At 45.1% G+C, this 21782-nt stretch carries 23 protein-coding genes; 5 read left to right on the top strand and 18 right to left on the bottom strand.

What is annotated here, in order from left to right:
* The 6 genes from H8K29_RS04490 to H8K29_RS04465 form a co-directional block, all read right to left on the bottom strand.
* Positions 1 to 897: a phosphoribosylaminoimidazolesuccinocarboxamide synthase gene (locus H8K29_RS04490; protein ID WP_186896535.1), complete on the bottom strand. Its 897-nt coding sequence runs from the start codon at positions 895 to 897 to the stop codon at positions 1 to 3.
* A gap of 88 nt (positions 898 to 985) precedes the next feature.
* A complete protein-coding gene (gene fba / locus H8K29_RS04485) occupies positions 986 to 2050 on the bottom strand; it encodes a class II fructose-bisphosphate aldolase (RefSeq protein WP_186886169.1) in 1065 nt (354 codons plus the stop codon).
* Positions 2051 to 2093: 43 nt separating this feature from the next.
* Positions 2094 to 3527: a pyruvate kinase gene (gene pyk / locus H8K29_RS04480; RefSeq protein WP_186896534.1), complete on the bottom strand. Its 1434-nt coding sequence runs from the start codon at positions 3525 to 3527 to the stop codon at positions 2094 to 2096.
* Positions 3528 to 3594: 67 nt separating this feature from the next.
* Entirely contained in the window at positions 3595 to 4788 is a 1194-nt protein-coding gene (locus H8K29_RS04475) for a phosphoglycerate kinase (protein ID WP_186896533.1), read from the bottom strand.
* Between the two features lie 191 nt (positions 4789 to 4979).
* A complete protein-coding gene (locus H8K29_RS04470) occupies positions 4980 to 5303 on the bottom strand; it encodes an AzlD domain-containing protein (RefSeq protein ID WP_186896532.1) in 324 nt (107 codons plus the stop codon).
* Positions 5300 to 6028, bottom strand: coding sequence for an AzlC family ABC transporter permease (locus H8K29_RS04465; RefSeq protein ID WP_186896531.1), 729 nt, complete (start codon positions 6026 to 6028; stop codon positions 5300 to 5302). The genes H8K29_RS04470 and H8K29_RS04465 overlap by 4 nt, the downstream gene beginning before the upstream one ends.
* Before the next feature lie 126 nt (positions 6029 to 6154).
* On the opposite strand from H8K29_RS04465, the gene H8K29_RS04460 reads away from it, so the two are divergent.
* Genes H8K29_RS04460 through H8K29_RS04445 form a run of 4 tightly spaced genes read left to right on the top strand, consistent with a single transcriptional unit; the run spans position 6155 to position 8360 of the window.
* On the top strand, positions 6155 to 6355 hold the full coding sequence (locus H8K29_RS04460; protein WP_186896530.1) for a zinc-finger domain-containing protein: 201 nt from the start codon (positions 6155 to 6157) through the stop codon (positions 6353 to 6355).
* A gap of 15 nt (positions 6356 to 6370) precedes the next feature.
* Positions 6371 to 6802, top strand: coding sequence for a nuclear transport factor 2 family protein (locus H8K29_RS04455; RefSeq protein ID WP_186896529.1), 432 nt, complete (start codon positions 6371 to 6373; stop codon positions 6800 to 6802).
* A gap of 6 nt (positions 6803 to 6808) precedes the next feature.
* Complete coding sequence (locus H8K29_RS04450; protein ID WP_186896616.1) at positions 6809 to 7771, top strand: YheT family hydrolase; 963 nt, start codon at positions 6809 to 6811, stop codon at positions 7769 to 7771.
* On the top strand, positions 7764 to 8360 hold the full coding sequence (locus tag H8K29_RS04445; RefSeq protein WP_186886162.1) for a DUF2946 family protein: 597 nt from the start codon (positions 7764 to 7766) through the stop codon (positions 8358 to 8360). The genes H8K29_RS04450 and H8K29_RS04445 overlap by 8 nt, the downstream gene beginning before the upstream one ends.
* Positions 8361 to 8488: 128 nt before the next feature.
* Here the strand turns inward: H8K29_RS04445 and H8K29_RS04440 are convergent, their stop codons facing one another.
* The 6 genes from H8K29_RS04440 to H8K29_RS04415 are packed head-to-tail and all read right to left on the bottom strand — an operon-like array spanning position 8489 to position 13965.
* Entirely contained in the window at positions 8489 to 9229 is a 741-nt protein-coding gene (locus tag H8K29_RS04440) for a bifunctional 2-polyprenyl-6-hydroxyphenol methylase/3-demethylubiquinol 3-O-methyltransferase UbiG (RefSeq protein WP_186896528.1), read from the bottom strand.
* On the bottom strand, positions 9226 to 9705 hold the full coding sequence (locus H8K29_RS04435) for a GNAT family N-acetyltransferase (protein WP_186886160.1): 480 nt from the start codon (positions 9703 to 9705) through the stop codon (positions 9226 to 9228). Before H8K29_RS04435 ends, H8K29_RS04440 begins: the two co-directional genes overlap by 4 nt.
* Positions 9695 to 10651, bottom strand: coding sequence for a hypothetical protein (locus tag H8K29_RS04430; RefSeq protein WP_186886159.1), 957 nt, complete (start codon positions 10649 to 10651; stop codon positions 9695 to 9697). The genes H8K29_RS04435 and H8K29_RS04430 overlap by 11 nt, the downstream gene beginning before the upstream one ends.
* Positions 10652 to 10654: 3 nt before the next feature.
* Entirely contained in the window at positions 10655 to 11614 is a 960-nt protein-coding gene (locus H8K29_RS04425) for a glycosylase (RefSeq protein WP_186896527.1), read from the bottom strand.
* A gap of 2 nt (positions 11615 to 11616) precedes the next feature.
* Positions 11617 to 12354 (bottom strand): WbqC family protein, encoded by a 738-nt coding sequence (locus H8K29_RS04420; RefSeq protein WP_222611395.1) that lies wholly within the window; start codon positions 12352 to 12354, stop codon positions 11617 to 11619.
* A 33-nt stretch (positions 12355 to 12387) separates the two neighbouring features.
* The gene (locus H8K29_RS04415) at positions 12388 to 13965 is read right to left on the bottom strand and encodes a M48 family metalloprotease (protein ID WP_255423261.1); all 1578 of its coding nucleotides are present in this window, start codon (positions 13963 to 13965) and stop codon (positions 12388 to 12390) included.
* 22 nt (positions 13966 to 13987) lie between these two features.
* On the opposite strand from H8K29_RS04415, the gene moaC reads away from it, so the two are divergent.
* A complete protein-coding gene (gene moaC / locus H8K29_RS04410) occupies positions 13988 to 14503 on the top strand; it encodes a cyclic pyranopterin monophosphate synthase MoaC (RefSeq protein WP_186886157.1) in 516 nt (171 codons plus the stop codon).
* A 166-nt stretch (positions 14504 to 14669) separates the two neighbouring features.
* On the opposite strand, the gene H8K29_RS04405 is transcribed toward moaC, so the two are convergent.
* The 6 genes from H8K29_RS04405 to H8K29_RS04380 form a co-directional block, all read right to left on the bottom strand.
* A complete protein-coding gene (locus H8K29_RS04405; protein WP_186896526.1) occupies positions 14670 to 16262 on the bottom strand; it encodes an O-antigen ligase family protein in 1593 nt (530 codons plus the stop codon).
* A gap of 207 nt (positions 16263 to 16469) precedes the next feature.
* Positions 16470 to 17591 carry a DegT/DnrJ/EryC1/StrS aminotransferase family protein gene (locus H8K29_RS04400; protein ID WP_186896525.1) on the bottom strand — a complete coding sequence of 374 codons (1122 nt, stop codon included), beginning with the start codon at positions 17589 to 17591 and terminating at the stop codon, positions 16470 to 16472.
* Complete coding sequence (locus tag H8K29_RS04395) at positions 17591 to 20005, bottom strand: tetratricopeptide repeat protein (protein ID WP_186896524.1); 2415 nt, start codon at positions 20003 to 20005, stop codon at positions 17591 to 17593. The genes H8K29_RS04400 and H8K29_RS04395 overlap by 1 nt, the downstream gene beginning before the upstream one ends.
* Positions 20006 to 20043: 38 nt before the next feature.
* Positions 20044 to 20349 (bottom strand): hypothetical protein, encoded by a 306-nt coding sequence (locus H8K29_RS04390; protein ID WP_186886153.1) that lies wholly within the window; start codon positions 20347 to 20349, stop codon positions 20044 to 20046.
* A 109-nt stretch (positions 20350 to 20458) separates the two neighbouring features.
* A complete protein-coding gene (gene tfpZ / locus H8K29_RS04385) occupies positions 20459 to 21256 on the bottom strand; it encodes a TfpX/TfpZ family type IV pilin accessory protein (protein ID WP_186896523.1) in 798 nt (265 codons plus the stop codon).
* A 67-nt stretch (positions 21257 to 21323) separates the two neighbouring features.
* The gene (locus H8K29_RS04380) at positions 21324 to 21749 is read right to left on the bottom strand and encodes a pilin (RefSeq protein ID WP_186886151.1); all 426 of its coding nucleotides are present in this window, start codon (positions 21747 to 21749) and stop codon (positions 21324 to 21326) included.
* Positions 21750 to 21782: the final 33 nt, after the last annotated feature.

Genomic DNA, 21782 nt, shown 5'->3' with positions numbered 1-21782 from the left:
TTATGCCTTCAAAGTCTCACCAGTCAGACGCTCCAGCGCTTCACGGTATTTCGCTGCAGTCTTCCGGATCACTTCTTCCGGTAATGCCGGTGCCGGTGCGGTTTTATTCCAGCTGGTAATAGTTTCCAGATAATCGCGTACAAATTGCTTATCAAACGATGGTGGCGAAATACCAGTCGCATACGAATCTGCAGGCCAGAAACGAGAGGAATCCGCTGTCAGCACTTCGTCCATCAGGTGCAGAACACCATTGTCATCCAGACCGAATTCAAACTTGGTATCGGCAATAATAATGCCGCGCGTTGCTGCATAGTCTGCCGCTTCAGTGTAAAGCTGAATACTGATATCGCGGATTTTTGCCGCCAGTTCTTTACCGATCAGTTCCTCGGTTTTGGCAAAACTGATGTTCTCATCATGCTCGCCCATTTCCGCTTTCGCCGCGGGCGTAAAAATCGGCGCTGGCAGCTTGGCTGCCTGTGGCAGACCCGCCGGCAAAGTAATACCGCAAATTGCGCCGGTTTCCTGATAATCCTTCCAGCCGGAACCAATGATATAACCACGTACCACGGCTTCCACCATGATTGGTTTCAGGCGTTTAGCGACGACAGCACGACCGCGAACCTGTTCTACTTCATCGGCAGCCACCACACTCTCAGGCGCAATACCGGTCAGATGATTCGGCACGATATGTCCCAGTTTTTTAAACCAGAAATTCGCCATCTGATTCAGAACGCGGCCTTTATCCGGAATTGGCTCATTCATGATGACATCGAATGCAGACAAACGGTCACTGGTCACAATCAGCAATTTATCATCGCCGACTGCATAGTTATCACGGACTTTGCCTCGACCTAATAATGGCAAGGAATGAAGTGTGGAATGAATTTGGGTAGTCATGATTTTTTCAGCACCTCACGGTGCAACAATTTTGATTCAGCAAAAATGCGCAGGGCGCATACTCTGCGCCCTGAGATGTGACATCAGCTTAGTTGACGATTTGCGACAATGCGCCTTTTTTGTATTGCTCGGCCACTTTTTCGAGCGCCATAGGTTTGATTTTTGCAGCCTGACCTTCGCAGCCGAAAGACAGATAACGCGCCTTGCACACCAGTTTTGCGGCTTCGCGTGCTGGCTTCAGGTAATCACGTGGATCAAATTTGCCCGGATTTTCGAACATATAGCGGCGAATCGCCCCTGTCATCGCCAGACGGATGTCGGTGTCGATATTAATTTTGCGCACGCCGTTCTGGATGCCGATGACGATTTCTTCCACTGGCACGCCATAGGTCTCTTTCATGTCGCCGCCAAACTGACGGATTTCTTCGAGCAATTCTTGTGGTACGGAAGACGAACCGTGCATCACCAGATGAGTGTTAGGAATGCGGGCGTGGATTTCTTTGATGCGGTCTATCGCCAGAATATCGCCGGTTGGCTTGCGCGAGAATTTATACGCGCCGTGTGATGTACCGATCGCAATCGCGAGTGCATCACATTGAGTTTGTTTCACGAAATCAGCGGCCTGCTGTACGTCTGTCAGCAATTGTTCACGCGTCATTTTGCCATCAGCACCATGACCATCTTCCTTGTCGCCCATCATGGTTTCGAGTGAACCGAGCACGCCGAGTTCTGCTTCGACAGTCACACCGATAGAGTGAGAAAATTTCACTACTTCGCGCGACACTTCCACGTTGTATTCGTAGCTGGCAACTGACTTACCATCTTCCATCAGCGAGCCATCCATCATCACAGAAGTGAAGCCGGATTTAATTGCCGCCATACACACAGCTGGCGATTGTCCGTGATCCTGATGCATGACCACTGGAATATGCGGATACGCTTCAACCGCAGCTTCGATCAGGTGGCGCAGGAATGCTTCACCGGCATACTTACGGGCACCGGCAGAAGCTTGCATGATCACCGGCGCACCGACTTCATTGGCGGCTTCCATAATCGCGGTAACTTGTTCCAGATTATTGACGTTGAACGCAGGCAAACCGTAGCCGTTTTCGGCGGCGTGGTCCAGCAATTGACGCATGGATACGAGAGGCATAATTAACTCCAGAAGTACTATTAAAAAATTTAACCTGACAAACTCAGTTGTCGCCGACTTTCACTATTTTCATTGCGTTCGTGCCACCAACCTGTCCCATAGGTTCGCCCCAAGTCACGACGATCTTATCGCCCTGACTGACAAATCCTTTTTTCAGCAATACAGCTTCTGCCGCTTTCAACACGGCATCACGGTCTGTTGAATACGGTGAATTGAAGGTACTGACATTACGGTACAGCGCGACTTTACGCTGGGTGACAATACTCGGTGTCAGCGCAAACAAAGGCACATTAATACTGTGGCGGCTCATCCATAAAGCCGTCGAGCCAGACTCTGTTAAAGCGACGATGGCTTTAACGCCCAGATGATGCGCGGTAAACAAAGCACCATACGCAATCGACTGATCAATACGGGTGAACGCCAGATTCATAAAATCGGAATCGAGCTTGGATTCCTGAAATTTCTCGGCATCAAGACAAATGGCCGACATGGCTTCCACTGTCTCGACCGGATATTTACCTGAAGCCGTTTCAGCCGATGCCATCACAGCATCAGTGCCATCCAGTACAGCATTGGCGACGTCGGACACTTCCGCACGCGTCGGCACCGCATTCACGATCATGGACTCCATCATCTGGGTCGCGGTAATCGCCAGTTTATTTGACGCGCGCGCCATCTTGATCATACGTTTTTGCAACGCAGGCACAGCGGCATTGCCGACTTCGACGGCCAAATCACCACGCGCCACCATGATGCCATCAGATGCATCGAGAATTTCCTGCAGCGCCGGGATCGCCTCTGAGCGTTCTATCTTGGCGATCATCATTGGCTTGTGATTATAGGCTTCGCCAGCGATATTCGATAAATGCCGCGCCATTTCCATATCCGTCGCATTTTTTGGAAAGGAAACGGCAACATAATCAGCCTGAAAAGACATCGCTGTCTTGATGTCCTCCATGTCTTTGACCGTCAGCGCAGGTGCCGTCAGACCACCGCCCTGACGATTGATTCCCTTGTTGTTCGACAGCTCACCACCAATCTTCACAACGGTATGAATCTCGTTGCCGATAATCCTTTCAACTTGCAGCACGATCAAGCCGTCGTTGAGCAGCAAAATATCACCAGCACGTACATCGCGTGGCAAGGCTTTATAGTCCAGGCCGACTCGCTCCTGGTTACCGATGCTGCAATCGGCATCCAGAATGAATTTATCGCCATCAGCAACCACAATGCGCGTATTTTCAAACTTGCCGATACGGATTTTAGGTCCCTGCAAGTCTGCCATGATGGCAACTTCACAACCACATTCAGCCGCCGCCTGACGTACCATCGCGGCACGGTCTATATGATCCTGCGCCTTACCGTGAGAAAAATTCAGGCGCACAACATTCACGCCCGCCTTAATCATGCGTTTGAGGGTAGCCACATCGTTAGACGCGGGGCCTATGGTGGCGACGATCTTGGTTGCACGCAGCATCTGGTCTCCTGAATTATTTTTTATAAGATGAAGCTAAACGATGATCAAGCTTTGCAGCAAAGAACCCTTATTTTGCCGCGCGTTGCAACAGTATCTCAACCGCAGGCAAAGTCTTGCCTTCCAAAAACTCGAGGAAAGCACCACCGCCGGTGGAAATATAACCAACGCGATCAGCAATGTGGTACTTCGCAATTGCCGCCAGTGTATCGCCACCACCTGCAATCGAGAATCCCGCAGAATCCGCAATGGCCTGCGCCAATACCTTCGTACCGTTACCAAATTGATCAAATTCAAACACGCCGACCGGACCGTTCCAGACGATAGTGCCGGCTTTTTTGATTTGCTCTGCTAGTAACGCTGCGGTCACCGGACCGATATCCAGAATCATGTCGTCATCAGCGACATCAGCAACGGCTTTTACCGTTGCCGCAGCTGTCGGGGAAAACTCTTTTGCACACACCACATCGGTAGGAATAGGCACGGAAGCACCACGTTTTGCCATCATTTCGATGATGGCTTTTGCTTCATCGACCAGATCAGCCTCTGCCAGCGATTTACCGATTTTCAGACCAGAGGCCAGCATAAAGGTGTTCGCAATACCGCCGCCAACGATCAGGTTATCGACTTTATCTGCAAGCGATTTGAGGATAGTCAGCTTACTGGAGACTTTAGAGCCGGCGACGATTGCGACCAGCGGGCGCGCCGGATGGCCCAACGCCTTGCCCAATGCATCTAACTCTGCGGACAACAAAGGACCAGCGCAGGCAATCGGCGCAAATTTTGCAATGCCGTGCGTTGTTGCTTCGGCGCGATGTGCGGTACCAAACGCATCGTTCACATACACATCGCACAACGCTGCCATTTTCTGCGCCAGCGCGTCGTCATTTTTCTTTTCACCTTTGTTGACGCGGCAGTTTTCCAGTAATACCACCTGGCCAGGAGCGACATCAACGCCATCTACCCAGTTTTGCTTCAGCGTCACAGGCACACCCAGCAATTCGGACAAGCGCACGGCAACGGGTGCCAGCGTATCTTCAGGTTTGAATTCACCTTCAATCGGACGTCCGAGATGAGACGTCACCATCACTGCCGCCCCCGCTTGCAATGCTTGTGCTATCGCAGGCACAGAAGCACGGATACGCGTATCTTCGGTGATATTACCGTTGTCATCTTGTGGCACATTGAGATCGGCACGGATAAAAACACGTTTGCCTTGAAGCTGATTAGCTGCGATCAGATCGCTGAGTCGGTTGAATTGCATCGTAGTCTATGGGGGCAGGGTTAAAAAGCAGTCTTCCGGCCAGCGCAGCCAACAGCAACCAGGTATTTCTTCACTGTTGCCTGTTTGAATCGATGCTGACGCGGATTAAACCGCTATTTTACCAAAGCCCCAGCGCCTGCCACAGCGTTTTCCGGTCTAATTGCATGCATACCAGTGACGCATGTTGAAATTCACAGATAAAGCCGTGCCAGCGTGAATACCAGCATGCCAAAAATGATGGTTTGCAGCATATCTTTACGAATCAGAAAAAAGACGGTAGCGAGCACTCCGGCAATCAGCCGGGGATTATGCCAACTGACATCCAGTTGCGCGTTAGTCAGCAATAAATCCGGAACGATGATGGCAGCCAGCGCGCAGGCAGGCGCATAGCGCAGGGCTTCCTGTACGCGCTTGGGTAACTGAATCCGATTTCCTGCCAGCCAGAAACTGCTTCTGGCGATGAATGTTGCCAGAAACAGTAAAAAAATAACCATCCAAATATCAACGGCGCTCATCGTTTACCCTCTCTATCGTGTCGGTCGCGACGTGATTCGCGCCATTCATCGACCAACATCGCCGCCCCCATGCCAGCAATAACAGCAATTAACAACCCCAGCTTATATGGCATCGCAAATGCCACTAGAGCCACAACACTGGCAACCAATACCCCGACTATCGCGGCATGGTTCATCATCAACGGCAACATGATGCAGAGAATTGCCAGCGTGCCTGCGAATCCCAGCCCCCAACTCGCCGGCACCTGACTACCTAACAGAACACCAATCACGGAACCGAGTTGCCAGGATGCCCAGTTAGGGAAGATCAGGCCTTTCAGATAGGCAAGCTTCCCTTTTGCATCTGCGAACTCAGGAAAACGTTGAATAAACAAAGTGACAGAAAAATCGCCGGATAAATACCCGAGCCACGCGCGGGTGCGCCACGGCAGGTGGGAAAAATGCGGCGACAAGAGCGCTGAAAAAATCACAAACCGCAAATTCACCACCAAGGCAGTCACAAAAATCACCCATAACGGCGCATACGCCGCAATCAGTGGCAGCGACGATAATTGTGCAGAACCGGCGAAGACGATCAGCGTCATTCCCAAGGCTTGTGGCACACTCAGCCCCGCCTTAATCATGGCAACGCCGACCACCAGCCCCCATGCACCAACACCGAACCAGGTGGGTGCTCCCACTTTCAGCGCGGCTTTGGTAGCGGCTTGATCAGATTCAAATGACATGAGATTTTTTGCAATAGAAAAGTCCGCGATTTTACCGTCGAATCAAAAAGCACGCTGATCAGGCGACAGCAAGCGGCAGGAATCCGTTAAAATTCTCGTCTGGCGTTTTAACTTTATGGAATCATCATGACCACATCTAACTCCGCGAATAACGTTGTCGAGCTGCAAGCCAAAGATTTGCCTGCCTATTGCCCTAATCCTGCGATGCCGCTCTGGTCTTCACATCCACGCGTTTTCCTGGATCTGTCGCATGGCGGCTCAGCAACCTGCTCATACTGCGGTACGCAATATAAATTAGCGCCTGGTACTGTCCTCAAAGGGCATTGATCAGCACCACCAGCTATGTCAGCCAAAAAGCAATTTAACGGTAGTGCAGATGAAGCCGAGGCAGCATTTTATGCTGCCCTTGCCCGCGCCGATCTCGACGCACTGATGGCGCTATGGGCCGATGACGAAGAAATCGTCTGTATTCACCCCGGTGCTGCGCGCCTGATAGGGCATGCAGCAATACGCGCATCTTTTGAGGCTATCTTTGAAAGAGGCAGTGTACAGATTCATCCGACACAATTGCATGCTACGCATACGATGGCGACAGCTGTGCACAGCGTGATTGAACAAGTCGCGAAAACCAGCGACGCAATGCCGGAAGTTCACATATTGGCGACTAACGTTTATCTCAAAACACCGCATGGCTGGCGCATCACCATGCATCACGCCTCTGTTGCGGCGGGCAAAGCCCCCCTGGATTTATTTAAAGCCAGTGTTCTGCATTAAAACGTGATGAAATATCTGGCTCCTGCATGGCTACCCGGTGGTCATCTGCAAACAATTTATCCGGCCACATGCATCAGCAAGCCAGCGGTCAGCTTCCGCCGTGAACGGTGGGACACCCCCGACAATGATTTCATTGACGTTGATTTTATCGATGGCAACGCTGGGCAACCATTTGTTGTCCTGTTTCACGGTCTTGAAGGATCGAGTGACAGCCACTACGCACGTGCATTGATGGCGGCTGTTCAGGCGCGCGGCTGGTCTGGAGCGATTCCGCATTTCCGCGGATGCTCAGGAGAACTGAATCAGGCACCGCGTTTTTATCATTCTGGCGATGCCGAAGAAATTAACTGGATTATTCGTCGCCTGCATGCCCTGCATTCCAAAACCAACGCGGCTGCGCCTTTCTTTGCCGCTGGCGTCTCGCTCGGTGGAAATGCATTATTACGCTGGATCGGTGAATCGCAACAACAAGCGACTATTGTTCATGCTGCCTGCGCTGTTTCTGCACCGTTGGATCTGGCGCAAGGCGGTGCGTCCTTATCCAGCGGCATCAACATGCTTTACACCCGCATGTTTTTAAAAACCTTGAAGCCGAAATGTTTACGCAAGCTGGAGCAATTTCCGGGCTTATTCGACAGTAATCGCTTACTTGAAGCAAAAAATTTATACGAATTTGATAATGTCGTCACTGCGCCTTTACATGGCTATCTGGATACGGATGATTATTGGCACAGAGCCAGTGCAAAACACGTGCTGAACGACATCACTATTCCTACGTTGGTGCTGAACGCAAAAAATGATCCGTTTCTTCCTGGCCAGTATTTACCATTGAAGGCAGCGAAGTGCGTGCAACTCGACTACCCTGATCGTGGTGGGCATGTTGGTTTCGTCAGCGGAAAAATTCCAGGGCAACTGGATTGGTTACCACAAAAAATCCTTCACTTTTTTGACAAGGCGACACATGGATGACATCGTCAAAGCAGCAATGGCAAAGTGGCCCGATGTGCCTGATTGTTATGGCTGGCTGGCATTGGACGCGCGCGGCAACTGGCGTATGCGCGATGCACGATGCCAGGCGCTGAACCTGCCGGGCGACATCATCCGCCATCCTGCATTGATCAACTTCATCAACCGCAACTACACCGTTGATGAACGCGGCTGCTGGTTTTTTCAGAATGGGCCTCAACGAGTATATGTTGATTTGGAAACGACGCCGTATATTTTACGTACAGGCATACTGGGTATGCAGACACAAACGTCTGAAGCATTTACTGACATTGACCATGCATATATAGTTGAAGAAGGAAATATAGTATTCAGGTCTGGTCATCGGCTGGCGCAAATCGACGATAGAGATTTAGTCGAAGTATTACCTTATATTTGGAGCGGAACAAAGCCGGCTGATGACGAAATGCTTATCAGCTATCTGGATGAATGCAGTAATCCAATCGATCTCATGTTGCATTACAAAGAACTGAATATGCCTTTAAAAAAAGGCAAACTACAAAATTTACGCCAACTTTGCGGTATCCAGGCTCATCCTAGACCTGATGTCTAAAATTACAAACAACTTACTAGGCGCAAAAACATCGCAATAAAATTCAACTTACTGATGAACTCAAAAGCACCGTTACTCCATAAGAAATTTCTATTACTAATAAGAACTGAATTCAGCAATCACACAAGTCATTCCGATTGACGCTCACAAACCAAAACAATACTGGAACATAAATCTGGATATTGTTGCCCGAGTTGATAACATCCCTCAAGATACTCAGCAGATATTACATCAGTCGCCAATAAGCGATCCCATTGAAAATTAGCCAAAGCTTTAAAAAATACACCTGTACGGTGAACAACTCGAAAACCTGCCTCAACAACGTCTCTTTCCATTGTGTCAAGTGAATACGTTCGCCGATGCCCATGTACTTCTTCGGCTGACGTGACCGCAGCATTATGAGAAATCAATCCCATTTTGACAGCAATTTGTCGTGAAGGAGCATTGGCATTCGGACATGCCAATAAAAAGCGCCCACGATCTGCAAGCCATTCATTATTGACACGCTTCAAAACACGAACGGGATCATCAAGATGCTCCAACACATGTGTCATGACTATATTTTCAAATTTTTCAGGTAATACAAGACTTTCAAAAGTGGAATGAATTATCTTGGCACGACCTTCTACACGCTTTTCTGCCGCGTTAATCGCATCTTCTGAAGCTTCCACGCATGTAAGAGAAGAAAAATGTTCAAGCAAACGCGAGCTAAAAGCCCCCTGATAGCTCCCCAACTCCAGCATTTTCCCAACTTTAAAAAAAGGGGAAAATGTCCGGATCATGAATGGATGCATCACATCGAAGTCAAAGCTGTAGGCGTACTGCCTTTCTTGAACATCCTGTGTCTCTTGATTGTAATTTCTCGTCATAAATTGCCATTTTCAAATTTTTCTTGCAATGCTAGTCTCATCGTCTCGGTGCCGTTGTGCTCGCTTACCATGAAAAATCCAGCCTTAATGTACAAATTTCTCGCAGCGACATTCTCACTAGCGACTTCCAGCTCAATTTTCTCAAATCGCTGATCACGAACATAATTGATCGCAGCTGTAAGCAAGGCATCAGCCACCCCTTGTCCCTGAGCCGCAGGTATGACACTGACGCTAGTGATAAAGGCATTTGTACGAGCAAGATCATTGGTATAGCAAGCTAGCAGCGCAGATAACTCTCCGCCGATCCACACCTCAAATCTGGTAGCACGCAAGGCTATTTTTTCCGCATACTCCAATAAATCAACCCGGGTGTTTAACGGAGGTATGAAACAACGATCACAAGCATGTAAATGCGCCAACACCTGCATAACCGTTGACCCATTTATAGATAATTGCAAGTGCTCGTCAGAGTTCAAGTTGCGCTATTCCAAATCCAAATTTACCAAATTGGTTGCCGTTATATGCCAAGTAAATTTTTTCATCACATTGGAAAATATGCGGGTAACATTGCATGTCACTATCCCACTCTCCAGCAGCACCTGGCAAAGGGCAAGCCTGATCATCTCGTTCCCAGGTTTGTAAATCATCTGACCAAGCATGACCGAGACGGTAACCACGTGCCTTATTAGTACGAAAGTCAGTCGCCTCACGATAACAAAAAAACATATGATATCGAGAGGCTATTTGCAAAACTGTTGGTAATGCCTGGCATTCGTCTTCCCCTAAAATATCAGGAATAATCTGGTACCCGCCGTCTTTATGCCAGTTAATGCCATCATCTGAAACAGCATGTCCAATCTTGTATATGCGCTCAGGTGCTACGCTATCACTGTAGCGCTTCCAGTTTCGACCAAAAATGTACCACATATGAAACTGACCATTATTTTTTAGTACAAAACCATCACCAATCAGACAAGCCTCGTGTAATGAACTACTCAAAATTGGGCCATCACCTACACGCTGAAAAGTTAAACCATCATCTCGACTAATAGCAATTCCAATTCCTGTTTCGACGGAAACAGCCACTCGCCGACTCCAACCGCAGGTATAAGCATAAATTTCTTTCCCCACCCTTAGCACATTCATAGGGAAAATACCATGTTCATCAAAGCATCCTAGTTTCCCGGAGGCGATCACGTCGTCACTGGAAATACGCAAAACATTGTTCAGCGTTTTGTCCATATCTACAAACGCAATCTTGCTGAGAAATTTTCCTGATGCATCTTCTACGCGAGTTGAAAAATAAATCCTGACAAAGTCGTCAAATATCAAAGTTTGTGGCGACTGAGCAAATCCGATTCCATTATCAACAATATGATGTTGCGTAGGATCAAAAATTTTTCCTAATTTACGCCATCTCATGTCTCACCCTAGTATTCCATCTAACTCCGCCATACCAAAACCAAATTTTCCGACTTGGTCCCCAAGATAAAACATATAGATTTTTCCATCTAGTTCGAAAACATGTGGGTAACTGACCATTTCAGCATCCCAGCCATGATCGGAAACATTGATTCCTGCTTTCTCGTCATCTCTGGTCCAATCAATCAGATTTTCACTTGATGCATAACCAATTCGGTATCCGAACTCTTTACTTCGATAATTTTCACTATGTCGGTAACAAAAAAACATATGGTATTTCCCATTTGAGAAAATCACATCGGGACTTGCTTGGGCCTCGTCGTCCTCAATACGGCTCTCAATCAGATCACGATTATTTTTATCCCAATTTAAACCATCGTCAGACACTGCCATACGGATTTTATAGACGGGCTCGGGTCTGCCAGCGACTATCTTCCACTTTGTTCCTGCAATATAAAATAGATACCAACGGCCATTAAAATAGCGAATTTTCGGCCCACTAATGACAAATGGCTCATGAAGGGAATATCCCAACACAGGACCTGATCCTATTTTTTGAAAATTCGCCCCGTCATCACTCTCGGCACAACCAATCGCCACATTGAAAGGAACAGATTCACAGCGGGTCCATCCTGCATAGTAGGCAACATAACCCTGATTTTTTTTTATGACAGATACAGGATAAATACCGAATTCGTCGAAAGCACCAACATCTCCCATTGGAAGTATAGGCCGCTCCGAAACACGAACAATGTTATGTAAATTTTTTCGGTCCAAATCAACGAAAGCAGAATGACTGACGTACTGCCCATTCACATCCGCTAAAGGCCTGCATGAAAAATAGACTCTGACGACATCGTCCAGAATAAGTGTTGATGGCGCTTGCGCAAACTCCTTCAGCCAATCCAAACCAATCACTTGCTGAGGAGTAAATATCTTACCTTTTTTGATCCATTGGAACATAGTTATATCAACTCAAACTCTGTTGGTAGCTGAGACATCAAACTGTCTCGGGAATTAAACATTAAAACATCAATTATTGATAACCATGGCAGAAAATCGGCACCAAATTGTGTATAAGAAGGATAACGTGATTGAAGAAAATGAAGTGCAATTCTATGCTGTATAAAAGCATCTTTGCTGTACAAAGCAACACCACCAATAGGATTGATATATTGCGTTGCTTGTAAGTCTCTGCAGATCGATAAGACACGCTCCTGTCCGCTGAGCTGAGGCTGACTTTCAAAGTCTGAAGAGGTCAAAATACGTGTTGAAATTTCTAAATAGCGGCAGATAATTTTTACGGATATCGAGAGAAACTGGAATAAATTTTTTTCTTTGCTATTTAAAATTTCTTGCAACAACGGCTGCACTGCCGGGAAATAAGGAGCATTTTTGTATGCGGCCTCAAATTGTCGATACAATTTTTGTCCATCAAATTCGTCGGAGATCAAACGGTCGACAATGTAAGTTTGGTCAGATGCATTTTTGAGCGGTACAGAAAAAATTACGTCCTCATTATTACGTAACATCCGGTTCCTATTGATCCAGCCTTTTTTTGTGTATTTAATATTATCATAGAGAACGAATATATCGACAGCGCTAATCAACTGAAAATAACCAACATAAGGCAAAAAGTATGGCTGCATTATCCCGACCTTCACATCTGTTCTCCCGGCAATTTTTAGCTGATTATGAATCATGGGTAAGTAGGAACATAAAACGAAGTTGTCTCCTTATCTTTTTCGTTTTTCATCAACAAGTTCTTCTTTATGTAAAACCGACCATTCTCGCTCTCGTGCGTCAATGGCCGACTGCTCATAATACTGAGCATCCTTTTCACGTCTTGCGATATCCAATTGTTGCATCGCAGCCCTCCAGTTAGCCTGAATTGCATATGCTTCCGCCAAAGCGATGTGCTGCAACGCTTGCTTACCTTGAATTTCGTATACCTTCGCCAGCAGATTCTGTAGTTTTGCATCTTGGCGATATAAAACGAGCTGATCTCGTAAATAGCTTTCTGCCTGCCCTATTTTTTGCGCAGCAAGCAAAGCCTCCACATATTGGTACACGAGTCCTCGTGACAATGGAAGTTGCTCTATCGATTTTTCGGCTTCACGAATTGCGTAATCATATTTTTTTTCGGCTATAGCAATATCAATTGAAAGGCTACTGAATACACTGCTACGAGTCAAAATGGGCTGTAATACTGGATTCTTTTCGACCTGTTTTTTAACGTCAGAGTATAAACTGTCTGCTTTCAGATAATCTAATTGTTTTAGCGCGATAAAAGCTAAGCCATATTTAGCCGCAATTTTATCCTCAACTCTTTCCGACTTCATTTGCAAATCAAATGCAAGCTTACTATCCAACAAGCCTTGTACTGTTGGATCCTGCAGCACCCGGATTCGTGCTTTCATCAAAAAAAAGTCGAGACTGTCAGAAATTTGCTTATACCGCTGATCCAGGACGCGCGTCTGAATATCTGCAATACGCTCGCTGGTTAAAGGATGACTGCGCAGATAAGCTGGTACATTGTCATTGTAATTGCGTGTAGAAGCCTGTAACCGGCCAAAAAAACTGACCATACCATTTGCATCAAAACCTGAGTCACGCAAAATCTGAAAACCTATACGATCAGCTTCTCGCTCCGCCTCACGACTAAAGTTGAGTTGTTTTTGTATTGCCAAACCTTGGCCGCCTGCAGCCAGTGCAATGGCGGCATCTGGACTGGAGCGCGAGGCGAGGACGGCTAACGCTAATGCGGCTAAGGGGATGAGCGCATCATACTTTTGACTGCTCAGCATTCTTGCTATATGACGTTGAGCGACATGGCCAATTTCATGACCCATGACAGAAGCAAGCTCAGACTCTGACTGTGATGCAAGTATTAATCCAGAATGAAAACCGATAAATCCACCAGGAAACGCAAATGCATTCAGCACAGGATCTCGTACAGCAAAGAATTCAAAATCATAACGCTGCTCACCGCGCGCGTCAGGGCTGGCATCCAGCAATTTATCGCCAAGCCGGTTCAAGTATTCGGACACAGGACCATCATCAATATAGTCTGGATCCCGCCGAACAACATTCATAATCTGCTCGCCCAACTTACGTTCCGCGAGTGGTGATAATTCTTCGCGTGCAGTATCTCCTAAGGTAGGAAGGTTCTGCGCTACCGCTAGCTCCGAGCATATTGAGGAAGTACAACAAAGTGTTGTGGCCAGCAGAATTTGCATGAAACGTAAACGCAACACATTTTTTTTCGTTGCGATCGCACTATGATGCTGCACTGCTGGATATACTCCGAACATCTTCAACTGATCTCCTCACGCTATGACAACAGAAACTACAGCAACTGGCCTGACCCATTTTGATGAAACAGGACAGGCACATATGGTCGATGTTATAGAAAAACAAGATACACATCGCGTGGCAATTGCCAGTGGCGCTATTCGCATGCGCCCTGAAACACTTGCCATCATACAATCGGGTAATGCAAAGAAAGGTGATGTGCTCGGAATTTCCCGCATTGCCGCCATCATGGGCGCAAAACGTACCAGCGATCTGATTCCTTTGTGCCATCCTCTGGCTCTGACTAAGGTTGCTGTCGATTTTAACATTATGGAAGAAAAAGCAACGATAAGCTGTACCGCACAAGTTGAAACGTTTGGTAAAACTGGCGTGGAAATGGAAGCATTAACAGCAGTACAAATTGGTCTATTGACAATTTATGATATGTGTAAGGCCGTTGATCGCGGAATGGTGATGAGCGATATACGTGTTATGGAGAAGCATGGGGGCAAATCTGGCGACTGGATCAGTCTGATTGATGATGCTGGGGAAAATTAGTTCAGCTTGCGTTTTCCCCCGCGTGCTGTTGCGCTACTCATTTGGTCAAAGTCATTTTTACCGATCATGTAAATACCAGTAAAAATGACCTCCCACAATTTCTTTCTCCTGTAACGGATGAATCCAGAGAACATCTGGTTCTGGCGACATTGGGTCAATAGAAAATTTATGGTGAGTTACGTGGCAGCATTTTTTTAAACACATTCATATATCGCGGATCCATTGCTGCTTTAGCGCGCCAGTAGTCAAAATATTCCGGGTAAACATCTGGATGCAAGCGTTGTAATGTGCGCATTACCTGAATAGCTTGATCTTGTCGGCCATTCAGAACACACACCTCTGCTAGTTTGTTTAAATTATGCATAAAACCAAACCGGTACGTAGCACTCTCTATAAATGCAATTTCATCATCATGCATCCCTTCGGTGGGAACGATACTCATCAATTTAAAATAATCGTAAAACTGAGGAAATATGGTGATAGCAGGTTGCTGTAACGATTTCTGATTTTTAGCCCCCTCAGATCTTAATACATCAAATGCCTGCACTACTCGACGATAATCTAAGCTCAAAACCACGATAAGCGTCAATGTAATCAATGCTCCACTGACAACCAACACTGAAGGTAACACCACGCCGTTTGCCGGCCAGCGATTTTGTTGCAGCATACCCATTAGCATAGCGACAGGTAACAAAATATAGGCATACCAAAGTGGAAACTCCACCATGCTATGCACCATGACTGCCAATAAGCAAAAGCTGGCAAAACGCACAGCCAAACTTTGCCCGCTCAAAACGCATGTCTGGTATACCCACCAGGATAGAAACGCCAATAGGATAATAGTAAACGGCCAGCCCATTTCTGCTGCAAGATTCAACACCACATTATGACTGTGTTCAGCATAAGTAGATGAGGGGAAATTAGCGGCAATACGCACCTGTTCCTCCCCAAAACCAAACCATCCAATCCCTACCCAAGGGTGATGCGATGCGATATACCATGCTTGTTGCCACAAAGCAGCGCGCTCTGAACGGACACCACCAATGCGCTCAATCACAGAGCCGCCCTGCCATCCTAATAATCCAACAATATGAGACTCAAAAAATACGAGAAAAAAATAGAGACATACATAGCCCAACAAAATAGCGCCGGGAACAGTCTTAGGATGTTCATCTTTACGCAATAAGAGGAGAGCATAGGCTGGAATGATAATCCAACCTATGCGTGATTGCGTCATGACCAGACCGAGCAACAACATGATTGCACTGATAACAGTCAGTATGTTGGATAAACGCTGTACTCGATATAAAAAAATTATACCCGCCAAGCCAAAGCAAAGTATTAATGCAAGCTGATTAGGCTGCGCAATATTGCCGTAAGGACGAGGAAAAATCGTTGTTTTCCCCATGTACATTACGACAGGTGCCAAAGACAGCCCAGAAACCTGCAGAATTTGAATGACCACAGACAACAGGCTGGCGATAAAAAATGCACTCGCCATCATCAGCACCAAATGATCCCTCTCCTTTCTACTCTGAGAGAGAGACGTACCAATCACAGTGGCTAAAGCAGCAAGAAAAAAATAAGCTACTGGCAATAATAAATCTGCCCAAGATTGATGCTGAAAAAACAAATATTGAATCAACATCAATAAAGGAAAGCACAGAAACAATTTTGTTATTGCATGTCCATGCCAGGAAAATGCATTTTCCCTCGCTAATATGGCCGCCGCCACAATGAAGGAAACGATGATTGCCACATCATTCACGTAGGAACGAAGTGGATGTAGATGGTAAGGAATCAGAAATGAACTTACCACGCCCATAGCCAGTAGCAATATGGGAAAACGATGTTGATGAATCACTTGTCAATTAATTAGGTTGGTCAATAGTTGGAGGCGCTCTTCATCTGTCCTTGCATATGTTGCGCATCAGCAATATGCAGTGCAGTGATACATCATCTGAATTTATGTTACATCAGCAATAATATCGACAATATTGTCCACATCTGACAATGATAAATCTGGATAAATAGGTAAGCAAAGCACCATTTCGGAAGCATGGTGAGCAATGGGCAAGCCTGCTTTATCTGCGGAAGCCAGTTTGCTGTACATCTCAAATTCAGAAATCAATGGGTAAAAGTAGCGTCGAGGGTGAATATTAAAAGACTTCAATTTCAGATACAGCGCATCCCTGCTCAAGGGGAAGTGAGCGTCGATTAACACAGGAAAATATGAATAGTTAGAGCGTTGTTGTCCATTACGATCAAGACATCTGACGCCCTTGATGGAACTTAATTTTTCCCTGTAACGCGCATCGATTTGTCCTCGCTTTACAACTGCCTGATCAACATACTTTAATTGCAGCAGGCCAAGAGCTGCGTTCATTTCGCTCATCTTGCCGTTAATTCCTGTGGCAATCACACTGACTTCATCCTCAAACCCAAAATTTTTCAGATCATCAATCAGATGTTTCATTGCGGGATCGGCTGAAATAATCGCCCCCCCCTCAAATGTATTAAACACTTTGGTTGCATGGAAACTCAGAACTGAAAGGTCACCCTCATTCAGAACACTGCCATGATCTCCCGCAACACCAAATGCATGGGCAGCGTCGTAAATGACTTTTAATTTATATTTATCAGCAATTTTCTGAATTTTTTCGACGTCACAAGGATGTCCGTAGCAATGCACAGGTAAGATTGCCGACGTCTTTTCTGTAATCGCCGCCTCAATTTTGTCAGGATCAAGATTTAAAGTGACAGGATCAACATCTGTGAAAACTGGCGTGAGGCCATTCCACAGTAGCGCGTGCGAAGTGGCGACAAAAGAATAAGGCGTCGTAATAACTTCACCTTCAATATGAAGTGCCTTAAACGCAGCGAGCAAAGCAATCGTCGCATTGGCAAACAAAGAGATATTGGGCACCCCTAAGTATTGACACAAAGCCGTCTCCAACTGCTGATGAAATGGTCCGCAATTAGTCAAAATCCGGCTATCCCACATCTTCTCCAGATAAGGAATAAATTCATCCAAAGGAGGTAACTCGGGTCGGGTCACATAAATAGGGGTGACACTATGTTTCGGCATCAGATAAATTCCTTGATATCAAACTGAGTATCTTTTTTGATTACTTCAAATGTCGCTGGAGCTAAATCGTCACACCAACGTTTCCACATATGTCGTAAAGCACATTCGAAAGAATCCGCAACCAGTCCCTGCTGACAAAAGGCAGAATCAAGAAAGCGTTGCCGTAATCCCATGCGAATTTCCGACAGTTCCCGAAGTTGCAAGGCAATAGCACTACCTTTGCTGACAAAATCGTCAGGCCCCTCAGCAACAAATAATGACTGCAAACCAACATGGGAAAGATTACTCGCTCCTTGTCGCCCTGAAATTGTTGCGCCAACCATCGTTAGCGTGGGAACACCCATCCACAACGCATGATTCGTCGTCGTACCACCGGTATAGGGAAAAGTATCAAGACAGACATCAACTTTGTGATGAAGTGTCAGGTAGTCTCGCATGTTAGTACGCTGATACAGCGTCAATCTATCCTCAGAAATTCCTTCCTCCTCCAACCATTTCAACAACTGCTGGCAACTTTCTCTTGCTGGTAACCCACCAAAAATCATTGTGGATTTTGGTATCGCTCTCAATAATTTACCCCAAAGCGCAATCACTTCCCGATTGATCTTATCGATCCGGTTAAAACTACCGAACGTTATGTGGCCATTACTTAAAGCAGGCAAAGCGTTGACATCTGGAGCGTCATGCTGTGGCTGAAACGTAATTGAAATTGGAATAATTGCCAGCTTTTCGACAAATTGCTGCGCTACCTTTTCTGGCGGAATAAAGTAACGATCACCGATGTAATAATCCATCGATGTCAACCCAGTTGTCCCCGGGTATCCGATCCAGCTTGCTTGTATCGGAGCAGGCTTTCTTGCAAACGTCAAAAGTCTATTCAATGCAGTATGACCGGAGAGGTCAATCAGAATATCAATCTTATCGGCATGAATCATTTCTGCAAGCTTATCGTCAGATAAATTAGCCACTTTCAGCCAAGAGCGCACATACGCTTTCATCCGTTGCGTAACGTTATCCTCTACAGGATTATTGCTATACACGTAGATATGTAATTTTGTTTTTTTTGCGAGTGATGCCAGAATTGGTTCAAAAAAGGACACTACAGCATGATTAAATAAGTCTCCAGACACAAAACCTATTTTTAAAAATCGTTCGGTATCAACAGTATTATCGTACTCAAACTTCTTATCACCGAGGGAGGCTTCATATTGAGTTCCAAATAAACAATGTTCATTAAATAACTCATCTGTAGTCACCGATGTTTTATGACTTAAACAAAATAAATAATTACTATATGCACCATTAAACTCTGGATTTAGCTCTACTGATTTTTTGAAGCTTTCCACTGCATTATCAATTTGTCCACTATCTTTATAATAAGATCCTAAATTGTTGACTGCCAGATAAAATTCAGGATTTATTTTTAATGCTTCTTTTGTGGATTCAATCGCGTGATCAAGGTCGCCACGGGCAGCGTGAACATTTCCAATGTTTACAAAGTAATCTGGTGTATTACCTGAGTAAAATACAGCGGCCTTAAAACTTTTTAATGCATCATCTAGTTGCAATAACCCCAAGTAAGCTAAGCCCAAATTATTATGAGCATCAGCGACGCTATCGTCATTGGCTAAAGCACGTAAAAGAGATTTTTTTGCATTTACATAATCGCCTTGGCTATTTAATTCGCGTCCAACCGCATTTAACAACTCAACGCTAACAGATGGTATTTTTATAATCTGACGAAATGCTGTCTGAGCATTAACAATATCTCCGCTAGCCAGGTAAAGATTTCCCAAGGAAAAAAATGAATTCGCATCGTCAGGATTCGACTTAATCGCATTGTTTATTATTTCAATAAACTTATCATGCTTTTTCAGTTGCAGTAACACACTCGCCAGATTACGATAAATGTCTGTCGATTGTGGGTTCAGTTTTAATGCTTGCTCATAGCACTCTATTGCCTCTTCAGGCTTATCTACATCCACCAGGGCATTTCCTTTGGCTACCAATGCCTGAAAGAAAACAGGGTTATATCCGATTGCAATGTTATAAGCACCTATGGCTTCATGCGTGTTCTCAAGCTTTGCCAACGCATTACCTTTATTGTAGTGGGCTGCTGCATAAGAAGGATCAAGTTCAATAGCTGCGTTATATGACGATAGAGCCTCAGAAAAACGCTCCATTTTCATGAGCACATTACCTTTATTCAGGTGCGCTCTAGCCATTTGAGGATGAATAGTCAACAGATGCTCATAAGTAGATAAGGCCAGATCAAAGCTACCCTGATCTTCCAAATCATTTCCCTTTTTTAGAATTAATTTGGCTCCGTCATCGCCTACCTTTACAGTATTTTCTGCGTCAGAACGTGCTCCAAAAATACTTTTAATTCGTTGTAAAAATCCGTTTTTTTCCATTGAGAGCTCTGATATTGTCGAATGATTCTTGAGTTCAATTATTTCAAATGATGCATCAACCACTGGGTCAAATCATCGACATACTGATCGGTATAACCAATTTCCAATAATTGCCACTTAAAGACGTTACCTAACTGCGCTTTTTTATACACATTCAACTTGTTTTGCAGCTTGAACTCTGTAATTTTTTGTTCCATTTTCAGGAGAAGTTCTTTTTGCCTGCGTTCAAATTCTTTTTTCCCTTTGTTACCTGATTCTGTTTTTTTCTCGCGCTCAGCATAAAAATTTGCCAAAGTAATGCCAAATTCCTTAGACTTACTTGCATTGAACCAATCAAACAACATAAAACATTCTTCCTTCCCTCAAAAATTTACTTAGACAACATCATTCATATTAAAAAATTATCATCTTATATCACAAGTTAAAACAAGCAAAAAAAGATTAAAATTTCCTCTAAAAGGATGCGTCTTTGGGAACAAAACCGATCATTTCAGCAGTCTCTTTATTCAATAAAACGGTCCAACTATTGCGAGCAGAGACAATTGGAAGAAAAACCACCTGACTCCTATTAAGACCAGATTTAGCTATCTGGGCGTCAATTAACACATCATCTGCCGGATATTGTTTATACAGATCCTCAACACTACTAGCTTCACGCACAACCTGATTTTTTGATAATGTATAGTCTTGCCAAAACGCTGGCATTACACCTCTTAACTGCCCCGTCACAGATAACACCATCAACTCCATACGCTCGCTTTCACTTTGTGCGGCACGCATGCTTAACAAGCGAGGGCCTGTCAGTGATAATCGACGGAAATCAGGCGCGGCATCAGGTAATTTATCTTCAGCAATTTGAACCTGTGTGACAACATCGAACTGCTTTCCATTAAAAACAACTGCTACTGGTCTTGCTAAAAAAACCGTATGCATTCCATATAACAAACCCACGAACTGCAATACCCCGACAATCACCAAATCTCTTACTAATTCTCTCTTGCTCTTTTTTAAGTCAAACACTACAAATGTCAATAAAGGGCCTAGAACTAAATCAACGCTTATAACTAAATATAATAATGATAGACCACCACAGATTTGGTCATATGGAGTCGGATACCAGACTAACTTCACTACTAATGTCACCAATGCAGCGACAATTAGAGATATCATCGTATGATAAACAAAAGCTTTGAATTTATGATGGTAGATATTCATTGCGTATAAAAATAGAAACGAACTATATCCGGACATACCGACTACAAGTGTAATTCAATAAAAAAAACCCGCCCAAAGGCGGGTTTTTACAACATTTTCCAGATTAACGGCATTCAGCAGGAACGTATTTTTTATCTGTGGTCGTAGAACATTTCCAAGTAACTACACCGCTACCGACTATAGGCTGCAATTTTAAGACAGCACTTTGTGCTTTCGCTGTTCCGGTACCAGTTAACGTACCACTAGAACATGTAACAGAAGCAGTATTCGTTGTTGCAGTTGTAATATCAGTAACACCATTACAAGCTGTAGCATCAAGATTCCCACCTGCAGAAGCAATATTTTCAGAAATTGTTGGCTTAAAACCTGCCATCAAACCCAAAATCTCAGTAACACGACCACGTGTTGTGTAATCTTGATAAGCTGGCAATGCCACTGCTGCCAAAATACCGATAATCGCCACAACGATCATCAATTCGATCAAAGTAAAACCTTGTTGTACTTTTTTAACCAATTTCATAGATTTCATATAGTTCTCCGGATAACAATTAAAAAGGATGAC

The organism is Undibacterium sp. CY21W (assembly GCF_014284265.1).
Taxonomy (GTDB): domain Bacteria; phylum Pseudomonadota; class Gammaproteobacteria; order Burkholderiales; family Burkholderiaceae_D; genus Undibacterium; species Undibacterium aquatile.
Note: the sequence above shows the minus strand (reverse complement) of the source record. Positions and strands in the feature narration are given on the sequence as shown.